The following is a 13,783-nucleotide window of genomic DNA, read 5'->3' on the forward strand; positions in this document are numbered from 1 at the left end:
CGCAGATATTTCGGAGAAAACTTGTTTGACAGACTTATGATAGCAGCTGTCGCTTATAAAAATAATTTTAGGTCAAATAACGGATAATCATAAAATTTATTTTATATCAATAAAATTTGGTAGATGTATGTATTGTTTTTGAATGATAGTTCTTTTTAGAAAAAAAATATTATCAGGAATTAGTTATTAAAGAGAGAGTATTTCAATTTAGAATGGTATTATATTTTTCGGAATAATAATTTAATATATGTCAACAGCTATAAAGTTTGAGAACGTAAGCAAGCAGTATCGACTTGGATTAATTTCTACACGAACCTTAAGTCATGATTTGAACCGTTTTTGGAAAACAAAAATACTTCAACAGGCTGATCCTTACTTAAAGATAGGCGAAATAAATGACCGTGCAAGTAAGGGTGAAAGTGAATACGTATGGGCATTGCAAGATATAAATTTTGAAGTTCAGCAAGGAGATGTGATTGGTATTATAGGAAAAAATGGAGCAGGAAAGTCTACTTTGCTAAAAATTCTTTCTAAACTAACCGCTCCAACTACGGGAATAATTAAAGCGAATGGACGTATAGCCTCATTATTAGAAGTGGGAACTGGCTTTCATCCGGAAATGACGGGGCGTGAAAATATATATATGAATGGTGCTATAATGGGAATGACAAAATCGGAAATAAGTCGTAAATTAGATGAGATTGTCGATTTTTCGGGAGTAGAACGTTATCTTGATACCCCAACAAAACGTTATTCGAGTGGAATGACAGTTCGTCTTGGTTTTGCTATTGCAGCACATTTAGAGCCTGAAATTTTGGTAGTGGATGAAGTACTAGCGGTTGGGGATGCTGAATTTCAAAAGAAGGCGATTGGAAAAATGCAGGATGTATCTAGAGGAGAAGGAAGAACCGTATTGTTTGTAAGTCATAATATGTTTAGTATTAAAAACTTATGCGACAAAGGGGTTCTTTTGAAAGATGGACAAGTTGCTTATATAGACAATATTTTAAAAGTTATAGAACAATATGAATTAGAAAATCAGAAAAATAGTACATTTGATTTGAAATGTCGAGAAGATCGAAAAGGCTCGGGAGAATTAAAGGTTACTAATTGTTGTTTGAAAACAAAATTTAATACAATTACAGATTCAGTTATTTGTGGGGATGAGTTTAATTTGGAAGTAGAAATTACTCGTTTTATTAGTATAAGAAAGAATATTGAATTAGCTGTGAATATTTGTAATATGAGTGGAGAAAAAATTATTCAATTAAGTAATTGTTTTCTTGGGGAATTACTTGAATTTGATAATGAAGTTTCTACAATTCGTTATAAAATAAAGAAGTTGCCATTAACCCCAGGGCGTTATTATATTCGATTTTATTTGGCAGATAAATTACAAGTATATGATTGGGTCGATTATGCGTTTTTTTTTAATGTAGAAGAGGGAGATTTTTTTAATACAGGAATAATAGAAAATAGTTCTGTTTTTTTTGTAGATCATGAGATAGAAGTTATTTGATTTTTATTTGTTATGTAATAGTTGTTTACTGAAAATTATATTTATATATGAAGGCTGATAGTTATAAAGTTTGTACGAGATGTATGATGGATACTACAGATAAGTTTATTGTTTTTGATAAAAATGGAGTGTGTAATCATTGTCATTCATATGATGAATATGTCAAGAATAATATTTTGTCGAGTTCGGATAAGAAAAAGTTTTTAAAAGAGTTGATAAGTTTAATAAAAAAAGAAGGAGAGGGGCGAAAATATGATTGCATAATTGGATTAAGTGGTGGAATGGATAGTTCATATGTCGCATATTTAGTGAAAAAGTATAATTTAAGAACTTTGATTGTTCATTTTGATAATGGTTGGGATACTGAAGTTGCAACAGAAAATGTAAAAAAAATCATAAAAAAAACCGGTTATGATTATTTTAATTATAAGGTTGATTATGATGAATTTATCGATTTGCAGAGAGCTTATTTAAAAGCTTCTGTAGTAGATATTGAGGTTCCAACTGACATGGCTATTTTTTCATTGATACCTAAGATTGCTTTAAAATATGATGTAAAATATATATTGTATGGAACTAATATCGAAACAGAGTCTACAATGGGAAGTAATTGGAATTACACAAAGATGGATAGGCGTAATTTGGAAACAATACATAAGACTTTTGGTGAAAAAGAACTTAAGACATATCCGTATTACAAACCAATGGAACAGTTGCTTTTTAAAATGAAAAAAATAAAGCAAATAAATATATTATTATATGATGAATGTAATTATAGTATAATAAAAGATGTTATATCGAAAGAGTTTGGGTGGGAGGCATATTCAGTCAAACATGGAGAATCAGTTTTTACAAAATTTTATCAGTCATATATACTTCCTCGAAAATTTGGTATTGATAAAAGGAAAGCTCATTTATCAGATCAAATAAATTCACACCACATAACGAGAGCAGAGGCATTGAATGTGTTGGCAACGCCTCTATATTTAACAAAAGAGGAAGAAGTTGCTGAGTATAACCATGTTCTAGATAGATTGGGTTTTACTGATGTTGAGTTTGAGAGAATAATGAATATACCTGTGAAATCTCATAATGAATATTCTACGAGTATGCTATATGGAAACTTTATTGATAGAATTATTTTAAAATTAATAGAATTCAAACCTCTTGTATCTTTACTTACCAAAATATATCAAAAAAATAAAAAATAATAATTGATGGTGAGAAAGATAAAAATATATAAAGCATTTCCTGCGTATTTAGAATATCTGAATCTGTTTTATTCAAAAAATATTGATTTGAATAAACAATCTTATATATATCAAAAGTCAAAATTAATTGATGATAATTTTCCATGGCTATTTTCATGGGAAGTAAATAATATAGATGAAAATGTTGAAATTTTTGAAACAATACATAATTGTGAATCTTTGCAGAAAGCATGGTTGACCGAAAATACGGATATAAAAGATTGGCAATTTGAAATAGTATGTGAGCAAATAAAAAAAATCCAACCAGATATCTGTGTAATATATCCTCCAGAGTTATTTGATTTAAAAAAAACAGAAGTAATTAGAGGACTTGTTAGACATGATATATTAATAGGTGGATATGATGGGATGAACCGAAAAAATATAGAACTGTATGGAGGATACGATTTTGTAATTACTTGTTCAGATTATATAAGTGAGTATTATAGAAAAAAAGGTATGTTGTCTTATGTGTTGAACTTTGCTTTTGATGAAAGAGTTTTAAATAAAATAAGAACAGACACTCCTCCCTATTTTGACGTAGGCTTTTCGGGCTCTATATATAAGAGTATTCACGATACTAGATATACATTGCTGAAAGAGATTACAAAATCAGCAAAAGTTGAAATTCGCTCTGATTTTCATGTGAATTTATATACAAAAAGACAATTAAGGCAGTTGGTGAAAAAAAGAAATTTTGATGATTTTTTGGGACAATGGAGAATAAATAAGTATAATAAAGGTCCTGTATTTGGACAGGATATGTATCAATTTTTAAGAGATTCAAAGATTTCGCTCAATATGCATGGAGATAAAATCACTTTTGCAGCAAATGTGAGGTTATATGAAATAACAGGTGTTGGTTCTTGTATGTTAACGGATTGGAAAGAAAATATAACAAATATATTTATTCCAGATAAAGAAATCATAACATATTCTTCAGTAGAAGAGGCTGTTGATAAAATTGTTTTTTTTAAAAAAAATGATAGATTAAGAAAAAAGATTGCGACAGCTGGACAACATAGAACATTGAATGAGTATACTTACAAAAAAGTTATTCCTTCCTTGATTAATTATTTAAAAAAGTTATTGTGATAATATTTTGGAGAAAAATGAAAGGTATTGATTATTTATGTGTTTAGAAAATGCTTAAATTTATCTCACAAAATGCATTATAATAATTTTTTTAGAAAAAATCGGATTTGTTTTATGATTTTAGTAGGATAAATAATCAAAATAGACAGAAGATTGAAACATGAAATTGGTGAAGATTGGGAAATTAATAGTTGTAAATGCATTGTAACCAATCTAATGGTTTTCATTTTTTTACCGTAGTCATTTCATATGGGTATTAAGCAAAGAATAAGAGATGTTTTTCGCATTTTTTTTAAAAAAATTATTCCGGAATCAAGACTTCTGTTTGATTCAAATTTTAGTTTTAATATAGTAAGCTCCAATCACGAAAAGAGTATTATAACAGAGAAAGTAAAAATATATTCTCCTTATCATATTCAAAATACGAGAATAGATGATTATACATATATATCTATAAATAGTTATATATCATATGCAAGGATAGGTAAATTTTGTTCTATAGGTCCAAATTTCTTATGTGGTTGGGGAATCCACCCTGTTGAAACTCTAAGCACTGCGCCAATGTTTTATTCGATATTGAAACAAAATGGTTATACTCTTGTAGAACAGAATAAATTTGGTGAACGAAAATGGATAACCATAGGAAATGATGTTTTTATCGGGGCAAATGTTATTATATTGGATGGAATTACGATTGGTGATGGAGCTATTATTGGAGCTGGTGCTGTTGTTTCTAAAGATATTCCTCCTTATGCGGTAGCGGTTGGTTCTCCTATTAAAATAATTCGATATCGTTTTCATCAGGAACAAATTGAATCTTTACTCAAAATAAGATGGTGGGATTTTTCAGACGAGAAATTAAAAGAGGTAGAAAAATATTTTTTTTCAATTGATGAATTTATAAAAAAATACGATAAATGAAGCTATCCGTTATAACAATAAATCTGAATAATGATGTTGGTTTAAAAAAAACTATTGATAGTGTTGTTTCACAAAGTTTTAAAGAGTTTGAATATATAATTATAGATGGAAGCAGCACTGACGAGAGTGTAAATATTATAAAACAAAATGAAGATAATATAAATTACTGGTTGTCTGAATCGGATTCGGGGATATATAATGCAATGAATAAAGGTATTCGTCAAGCAAAAGGAGAATACTGTTTGTTTTTAAATTCGGGGGATTATTTGATAGATGAAACAGTTTTACATGATTTTGTTTATAGTAAGTATGTAGAGGATATAATATCAGGAAATGTACTTCTTCTCAAGTCGAATGAAAAAGAATTGATACAATCAGTGGAAACGGAGAATATTAGTTTTGAAGTGTTTTATAAAAGTTATATTCCTCATCCGTCTTCATTTATAAGAAGAGAATTGTTTTTTGTGTATGGTTTTTATAATGAGAATTTTAAGATAGTTTCTGATTGGGAGTTTTTTTTTAAAGTATTAATAATTCATCAGGCTACTTATAGGCATTTTGAGCGAATTGTTGCTGTTTATGATTTTTCAGGAATTAGCTCTTTAGAGGAAAATCAGTTAAAGGTGAGAGAAGAACGAGAAACTGTTTTCATGAAACATATGCCGCTTATTTATGAATCATATGTAAAATTAGAAACAGAATTACTTCTTTTGAAAAAGGAGTGTAAACAGTATTTGAAAATAAAAAATAAATTAAGTAAGTTGTTTTGATATGAAGAAAAATCTTTTAATAATAACATCGCTTTTTCCCAATAAAAACAATCCTATTTATGGATCATTTGTTTATGATCAAGTGATATTATTGAAAGAAAAATATAATTTAAAAGTTTTTGTAGAACATAAAACTAATATAGGTAAGAGGTCTTTTTTTAAATTTCTATTTTTTGATATTAATAAGTTATTTAATAAAAAAACATACTATAAATATAGTGATTCTTTAGATGTTTATCACATTGAATATAAATCTTTCTCCTTTTTACCCCCTAAAATACAGTATTATTATTTAGTTCGATTTTATAGGAAGACATTATTAGATGTATCTAAAGAACACGTTTGGTTTCCGAATATCATTCATGCTCACTATTTATATAATAGTGGGATAATAGCTAGTGGTTTGAATCAAAAAATGGATATACCTTTTGTTATAACAGAGCATAATCCAATTAATTTTTATGGAGAAAACTTTTGGTTTAATAAAGCAAGAGAAGCCTATTTGAATTCCAATAAATACTGTGTAGTCTCACATCATGAATATAGACGTATGCTTACGTTTGATTATGGAAAGAATATAGATATTGTGTATAATGTTGTGAACGAGGATGATTATACTATTAAAGTTAAGAAATCAACTGGTTTTATTGTACTTTTTGTGGGGTATCCTCATCCCTTAAAAGGGATGAAAACGTTGTTTAATATAATAGCTTTGTTTGAAAGGCATAAAGTAGATGGGATTTTTTTTAATATAATATCGTCAGATGAAAAAACAAGTGAGTTTCCAGATGGTATAAGTGCTTTTATAAAAAAAGAAAAAATAGAAAAGTATTGTAGGTTAATACCCCGCCAACAGAAGTCACAAATGATGGGATACTACAATAGTTCAGATGTTTTACTTTCTACATCAATAAATGAAACGTTTGGTTTATCCCAGCTCGAAGCTTTATTGTGTGGAGTTCCTATTGTCTCAACAAAAAGTGGTGGTCCAGATGATTTTTTAACAGTTGAAAATAGTTTAATATATAATATCGGTGATACCGAAGGACTTTTTTATGGGATAATGCAATTGAAGAATGGAAAAATAAGGTTTGATCCAGAAAATGTAAGAAATTCAGTATTAGGTAAATTTGATGAAACAGTTTTTTTAGAAAAAATAGTTTCACTGTATCAGGATATATTTAATAGCACTATATAATAGAAGACTTAATGAAAGCGGTACTGTATCATACAATATACGATGCGAATCCTTATGGGCATGGAGGCGAAAAAAGAACAGCTCAATTGCGTGAAATGTTTTTAAATAAAGACATTGAAATAATTGACTTTAAACCTGATTTAAAATATAGATTATCATTAAGATATTTATTCATGGCGTTGAATGTAATTATTTCAATGTATGGATTGAACGAGTGGAAATCATTGCTTTCTTTTTTTCGTTTTTGGAAGTATTTATCTATAGTTATACCTCAGTTGGAATCTTTTTTTCATTCAGATGTAGATACTTTTATATGGGAAAGCACTAAAGATTATTATTATTATCTTCCTTTTTTAGCAAAAAAACATAACAAAAAGCTTATTGCTTATCCACATAATTTAGAATCACTTGTTCCAGGAGAAAATTCTATAATATTTAATCGAAAACTGCCTGAAAAGTTTAATAGAGAAATAAAAGTATTAGGTATGTGCGATGAGGTTTATACTATTTCTAGAGAAGAATGCTTGTTTTTAAAATTATTCAATATAAATGCATTTTACTATCCTTATTATCCTCCAAAAGTATTTGAAGAAGTATTATTAGATATAAAAAGAAAAAGAAATTTTCGTGATAATGGTAAGGAAATACAGATATTGATGCTTGGTTCTGCTATTAATCCTCCAACAAGAGAGGGGATGGAAAATAGGATTAACTTTTTTCAGATACTAACTTTAGAAAATATTAAGTTGAAAATAGGAGGATACGGTACTCATCATTTAAAAGATAAGATAAAAAATAAAAATATTATATTATTAGGAGAATTATCTAGTGAACAACTTTATGAAGAAATGATTAATACCGATGCTTTATTGATTTTTCAGCCAGCTACAACGGGTGCTTTGACTAGAATTCGTGAGTTTTTGATTGCGGGTATACCCGTTATTGCTAATGAGGATAGTGGACGTAGTTATTATGAGGATAAAGATATTTTTATATATCGTGACGATGAACATTTATGTGCCATTTTGGATCTTAAGGAGAACTTTAAAAACGTAGAAAATGGGAATTAGAATTTTTTTTAATCGTATTGAAAAAGTTTATTCAAAAACTTCAACTAAACGATTTGAGGCTTATTTGAAACGTAGAGGAATAAAAATTGGTAAGAATATATATTGGGGAACACCAAAAACAATTAACATTGATTTAACAAGACCATGTTTGGTCGAAATAGGTAATAATGTTAGAATTGATACAGGAACAACTATTTTGACACATGACTTTGGAACTTATGTGTTTCGTTTAGTATATGATGATTTTGTGTCTGCTAGTGCTAAAGTTTCAATCGGGAACAATGTGTATTTAGGTCAAAATTGTACGATACTAAAAGGGGTTAAAATTGGAGATAATTGTATTATTGGTACAGGTTCTATTGTGACAAAAGACATTCCTGCTAATAGTGTCGCGGCAGGAGTTCCTGCTAAGGTTATTTATTCATTGGATGAGTATTATCAAAAAAGAAAGAAAGCCTGTGTTGAAGAGGCAAAAGCTTATGCACGAGAAATACAGCAGTATTATGGACGTAAACCAATAATTGACGATTTTTGGGAGGAATTTCCTTTGTTTTGGAGTCAGAAGGAGGATATACCTACTGAATTTTATAAAAAAATTAAATTTCAATTGGGGCCAGCTTATGATAACTTTATTAAAAAGAATATACCTCTGTACGCATCATTTGATGATTTTATAGAAGATGCTTTAAAATAAAGAGAGATGAAATTATCAATAATAACTATTAACTATAATAATGAGAAAGGTTTATTCAAAACACTTGAAAGTGTTTTGAGACAAAATTATATTGATTATGAACAAATAATTATTGATGGAAAAAGTACAGATAATTCTGTTAATACAATTAAGCAATTTGAAAAATCCAGCTCTAAACCTTTTAAATGGATAAGTGAAAAAGATAATGGAATATATCATGCGCAAAATAAAGGAATTGGTTTAGCTGAAGGCCAATACTGTCTGTTTCTTAACTCAGGCGACTATTTTGTGGATGAAAATGTATTGAAAAATATCTTCACAAAAGAAGATAACGAAGATTTAGTTTTTGGAAATATAATTATTCTAGATGGAAAAAAGGAGGTGATTTTGAAAGGTAAGGAGAATGTTACTTTTCTTGATATTTATTTGAATGTAATTAAACATCAAGCAGCTTTTATAAAAAGAAGTTTGTTGCTCCAATATGGTTGTTATGATGAATCATTAAAAATAGTTGCAGATTGGTCTTTTTTTATAAAATCAGTTGGTTTACATAATCATACAATAAAATATGTAGATGTTGATGTGTCATTCTTTGATATAGATGGAGTAAGTGCTAAAAATGAGATATTATGTGCTAGTGAACGTGAGAGAGTTGTAAATGATTTAATTCCGTTTACTTGGCAAAATGACATATCTTTATTAAGTAAATATTATAATTTGTATTATATAGATAAGTTTAAATTTTGGCATAGTTTAGTCCGTATAATAGGAAAAATCAGTAAAAAAATATATTTAAAGAAATGAAAAAGAAACATATGTTGTTTATTTTTACTGCATTGAATGGCGGTGGTGCAGAAAAAGTATTAATTAATATCTTTAATTATTTTGATTATACTAAATATCAAGTTGATCTATGCTTGTTGTTTAATGAAGGGGTTTATCTAAATGATATTCATCCGGATGTAACTTATCATTATTTATATAATACAGGAAAAAGTAAAAAGTATTTTTTTTCAAAAAAATTATACAAACTAACAGGACTTAATTTCTTTTTACGACGAAAAATCAGAAAAAAAATCAGAGAAGAGTATGACACAATTATATCCTTCGCAGAAGGGACTTCTATACAATTTCATCAGTTTTTACTAGATCGTTCTGATAATCACATAACATGGGTACATACAAATTTCGTATTAAATCATTGGACGGCATATTTATTTCGAAAGAAAGATGAGGAACTCTTTTATAACCGAATGAATAAAATTGTTTTTGTCTCTCATGATGCAATGAAGCAATTTAATACTGTTTTTAATATAGAAGAATCTATAGAACAAAAAGTTATTTATAATTTGATAGATGTAAAAGCAATTCAAGAGTATGATGAGATACTTGATGTCAAAAAAAAACGATTTACAATTTGTTCTGTAGGCCGCTTGACTGAAGTAAAGAGTTTTGATAAATTAATAAATGTAGTAGCATTACTGAAAGATAATGATTATGATGTTGATGTATGGCTTTTGGGTGATGGAACTCTTAAAAAAGAACTAGAACAACAAGTAAAAAGAATGAGTCTTGAAGATAATATTTATTTTCTAGGTTTCAAAAATCCGCCTTATGCTTATATGAAAAATTCTGATGTTTTTGTAAGTACATCTCAGGTAGAAGGTTTTCCATTGGTTTTATGTGAAGCTTTAAGTCTTGGCTTACCTATTGTTTCTACGAAAACAACAGGTCCAGTAGAGTTATTGTTGGATGACGAATTCGGAGTGTTAACGAAACATGATGAAGGATCTATTTTTGAAGGATTGAGACAATTAATAGATGATGAGAAAAAGAGAGAATATTACTCAGAACAAGCATTGAAAAGAGCATCTTCTCTGTTTGATATCGATAAAACGATGAATGAAATATATTCATTATTTAAAAATTAAAAAGTGTAATAAATGTTGTTTGATTTTTATCCTTGGGTGAGTTTTATTACTCAAATTTGGCTTTATTTGATTGTTTTAATGACTGGTATCTATATGTGTTATAAATATCGTAAGTCATTGTTACATATATATATAATACTCTTGTTTTATCCGGGTTTTTTTGCTTTTTTAGGAAAAGAGTTCACTGATGTTTGGCGGATTATAACTTTAGGTTTTACATTCTGGTTTTGTATTGAGCGAAAAGTTTTTTCTGTTTGGACCAATAAGGATATTTTACTTACAATATTATTTACATTATTGACGTTATCTTTTTTTCTTTCATTTTTTCATTCTGGTGATCGTGTAACAGTTGTATTAAGCCAATATTCTCGTTATATAATTGCCTATTGTCTCTGGTTTATTATCCGAAAAGAAATAATAATGTCCGAAAGCCGGAGAGTTCGGTTGATTCACTTATTATATGATCTAATTTTGATGCAAATGATAATATCTATTGCTAAATTAATTCTTTTTGAAGGAGCACAAATTGAGAGCTTAGTTGGATCTTTATCTCATATTGGTGGTGCTGCAGGTACTACTATTCCTATTTTAGGTTTTATGGTTTTATGGTTTTATCGTAATGGAAAATTTCAATTAAAAGACTGGATATTCGTATTGGGTTTGATGTTAATTGGGTTTACTACGGGAAAACGTGCTGTCTGGTTTATTATGCCGATAGTCATTTTTGCATTTATGATTTATGTCCCTCGTATTAAAGTTAATAAAACTCTTTGGATTGCTATTATTATGGCTCCTTTTGCATTGTATTTGGGAGTACGTTTAACGCCAACTTTGAATCCAGAATACCAAGTTTGGGGAAGTTTTGATTTAGAGTATGCTTGGAATTATGCGATGGAGTATCAATTTGGTAAAGAAGAAGAAAATGTTGTGCCTATAATTGATTTAAAACAAGGAGATATTGCAATGGGAAGAGGAGGAGGTACAATCGCTTTAATTGAACACTTTTTTGATTTTGATAATTTATCTGTAATAGATTGGTTAGGAGTGGGCTTTTCTACGATGTATGCTACTAACTATAAAGAGTTTGCTGATTCAAATATATTCGTCCAATTGAATCATAAAGGTTCAGCTACGGGATTGTTTCAAACATATGTAACTATGGGGTATTTAGGTGTGTTTACTACAATCTTATTTTTCTTTTACATGTTATGCCAAATTAAATTAAGGCGTTTACGTTGGGTGGTGTTGGGAGTTGTAGCATGGGAGTATTTTATGTATACAGGCTTTATATTTAGGACGACTGCTTTTATGTTATTAATTGTCTTCTTTGTTCATTATTCGAATTTTTTAGTTTGGCAAAACAAACAAAACAAATTAAAATTGGATTAGAATGAAGATAAGTATTATTGTACCAATATATAATGTGGAAAAATACTTGGTTGATTGTATACGGAGTATACAGGCTCAGAGTTATACTGATTTGGAGATAATTTTGGTAAATGATGGTTCTACGGATAGTTCTCCTTTGCTATGTGATAAATATGCGAAACAAGATAGTCGAATTAAGGTTATTCATAAAAGGAATGGTGGGCTTTCGGATGCTCGAAACGCAGGACTTGGGCTTGCAACAGGAAAATATGTTGTTTTTTTAGATAGTGATGATTATTGGTTAGACAATCGATTAATCGAAGTATTAGTTGATGAGATTAACAATTATGAAGAGATGGATGTTGTCATGTTTCTTCGTGCAGATTTATATGAGGGTGAAGGTACTTATTGTTATGCACCGAAATATGACATGTCGAAAATCATAAATAAAAATCGTAATGGAGTGTTTTATTATTTGCTTATTAACCAGTTGTTTAACATGAGTGCTTGTTTTCAAATTTTGAGGCGGGATTTTTTATTAAGCAATGAACTTTTTTTTGAAAAAGGACTATTGAGTGAAGATGTGGATTGGAGTTTAAGTTTATGGTCGAAAATAAACAGCATTTCAGCAGTAAATATATATGGTTATTGTTACCGTCATAGGGAAAATTCTATAACAACAACTTATTCGTTGAAGAATTTACAAAGTTATGAGTATATGTTTAAAAAATGGAAGGATAAAATAAAAAATGAAAATTTTGATATAGGATTAAAGCAGTTATACTTGGGGTATTTAGCTTATTTAGTCCCTACATTACTCTATAACTATTTTGTAATACCTAAAAAGGAGCGAATAAAAGGATATACGATATTGAAAAATATGCAAGATGTTTTATCATATAGTGTAACAAAAAAGAGTAACAGAGTGAAAAAATCTAACCATTTTTTCGGTTTTAAGATAACATGTTTGCTTTTTGGAATATATGGGCTGTATTCAAAATTTGGATTCAAGGGAATGACGAAAATTTGGAAATAGAATGCGGATACTGATAGTGGCGAGTTACAATTCAGGTGAGTTCTCTGCTTTCGTTATAGAACAAACAAAAGAGTTAGAGAAATTAGGTGTTGAAATAGATTTCTATGGAAAGATAGGAAATGGTTATAAAGGATATCTGAGGAATAGAAAACAATTGATACAAAAAGTAAAGGTTTTTCAACCAGATATTATTCATGCTCATTATGGGCTTTCTGGTTTACTTGCTAACTTGCAACGAAAAGTGCCAGTTGTAACCACTTATCATGGGAGTGATATAAATAATGACTCTATTTTCCGTTTTTCAAAAATAGCTATCTATCTTTCGGCTTTTAATATTTTTGTATCTGAAAAAAACCGACAGAAAACAAAACTAAATAAAAATCAAGTTGTGATTCCATGTGGAGTAGATGTGGAACTGTTTAAGCCGATTGAAAAGAAAATTGCTCGTGAAAAATTTGGTTTTACGAAAGACGATAAGATTGTTTTGTTTGCTGGAGCTTTTGATAATAAGGTGAAGAATGTAGAGTTAGCAAAAAAAGCAATAGGAGTAATTCCAAATATAAAATTGATAGAATTAAAGGGATACAGTAGAGAAGAGGTCGCTGAATTAATGAACGCGGTAGATGCGGTGTTAATGACAAGTTTTTCCGAAGGTTCTCCTCAATTTATAAAAGAGGCTATGGCATGTAATAAACCTATAGTTTCTGTAGACGTAGGTGATGTAAAAGAAATCATGGGAGATACAGAAGGATGTTATTTAGCAGAACGGACACCAGAAGATATTGCTGAGAAATTACGTCAAGCTCTTAACTTTAGTAGGCCGACTATAGGAAGAAAACGTATCATCGAATTGGGTGTAGACTCAGAAACTGTAGCAAAAAAAATAATCGACATATACAAAACTATTATTAATGCGAATCAGTAGTTGAAC

The 13,783-nt window shown here is 29.1% G+C and carries 13 protein-coding genes; all 13 read left to right on the forward strand.

Annotated features, from left to right (window positions below; genetic code table 11):
• Nucleotides 1–247 precede the first annotated feature (247 nt).
• Complete coding sequence (locus D0T49_RS03055) at nt 248–1,519, forward strand: ABC transporter ATP-binding protein (RefSeq protein WP_163629117.1); 1,272 nt, start codon at nt 248–250, stop codon at nt 1,517–1,519.
• Nucleotides 1,520–1,566: 47 nt separating this feature from the next.
• Nucleotides 1,567–2,730 (forward strand): N-acetyl sugar amidotransferase, encoded by a 1,164-nt coding sequence (locus D0T49_RS03060; protein WP_255495851.1) that lies wholly within the window; start codon nt 1,567–1,569, stop codon nt 2,728–2,730.
• 6 nt (nt 2,731–2,736) lie between these two features.
• A complete protein-coding gene (locus D0T49_RS03065) occupies nt 2,737–3,864 on the forward strand; it encodes a glycosyltransferase (protein ID WP_163629119.1) in 1,128 nt (375 codons plus the stop codon).
• 249 nt (nt 3,865–4,113) lie between these two features.
• A complete protein-coding gene (locus D0T49_RS13150) occupies nt 4,114–4,785 on the forward strand; it encodes a CatB-related O-acetyltransferase (protein ID WP_163629120.1) in 672 nt (223 codons plus the stop codon).
• Nucleotides 4,782–5,555 carry a glycosyltransferase family 2 protein gene (locus D0T49_RS03075; RefSeq protein ID WP_163629121.1) on the forward strand — a complete coding sequence of 258 codons (774 nt, stop codon included), beginning with the start codon at nt 4,782–4,784 and terminating at the stop codon, nt 5,553–5,555. The genes D0T49_RS13150 and D0T49_RS03075 overlap by 4 nt, the downstream gene beginning before the upstream one ends.
• Before the next feature lies 1 nt (nt 5,556).
• The gene (locus tag D0T49_RS03080) at nt 5,557–6,753 is read left to right on the forward strand and encodes a glycosyltransferase (protein ID WP_163629122.1); all 1,197 of its coding nucleotides are present in this window, start codon (nt 5,557–5,559) and stop codon (nt 6,751–6,753) included.
• Between the two features lie 11 nt (nt 6,754–6,764).
• A complete protein-coding gene (locus D0T49_RS03085) occupies nt 6,765–7,823 on the forward strand; it encodes a glycosyltransferase (protein WP_163629123.1) in 1,059 nt (352 codons plus the stop codon).
• Nucleotides 7,813–8,517, forward strand: a complete 705-nt coding sequence (locus tag D0T49_RS03090) for an acyltransferase (RefSeq protein ID WP_163629124.1) — start codon at nt 7,813–7,815, stop codon at nt 8,515–8,517. The genes D0T49_RS03085 and D0T49_RS03090 overlap by 11 nt, the downstream gene beginning before the upstream one ends.
• Before the next feature lie 6 nt (nt 8,518–8,523).
• A complete protein-coding gene (locus D0T49_RS03095; RefSeq protein ID WP_163629125.1) occupies nt 8,524–9,321 on the forward strand; it encodes a glycosyltransferase family 2 protein in 798 nt (265 codons plus the stop codon).
• The gene (locus D0T49_RS03100) at nt 9,318–10,448 is read left to right on the forward strand and encodes a glycosyltransferase (protein WP_163629126.1); all 1,131 of its coding nucleotides are present in this window, start codon (nt 9,318–9,320) and stop codon (nt 10,446–10,448) included. The genes D0T49_RS03095 and D0T49_RS03100 overlap by 4 nt, the downstream gene beginning before the upstream one ends.
• 12 nt (nt 10,449–10,460) lie before the next feature.
• Nucleotides 10,461–11,837, forward strand: a complete 1,377-nt coding sequence (locus tag D0T49_RS03105) for a hypothetical protein (RefSeq protein ID WP_163629127.1) — start codon at nt 10,461–10,463, stop codon at nt 11,835–11,837.
• A gap of 1 nt (nt 11,838) precedes the next feature.
• Complete coding sequence (locus D0T49_RS03110) at nt 11,839–12,852, forward strand: glycosyltransferase family 2 protein (RefSeq protein WP_163629128.1); 1,014 nt, start codon at nt 11,839–11,841, stop codon at nt 12,850–12,852.
• A 1-nt stretch (nt 12,853) separates the two neighbouring features.
• Complete coding sequence (locus tag D0T49_RS03115; protein ID WP_163629129.1) at nt 12,854–13,777, forward strand: glycosyltransferase; 924 nt, start codon at nt 12,854–12,856, stop codon at nt 13,775–13,777.
• Nucleotides 13,778–13,783 lie beyond the last annotated feature (6 nt).

Origin of the sequence: Paludibacter sp. 221, from assembly GCF_010501035.1 — a bacterium.
In the GTDB taxonomy this organism is placed as follows: Bacteria; Bacteroidota; Bacteroidia; order Bacteroidales; family Paludibacteraceae; genus QVMH01.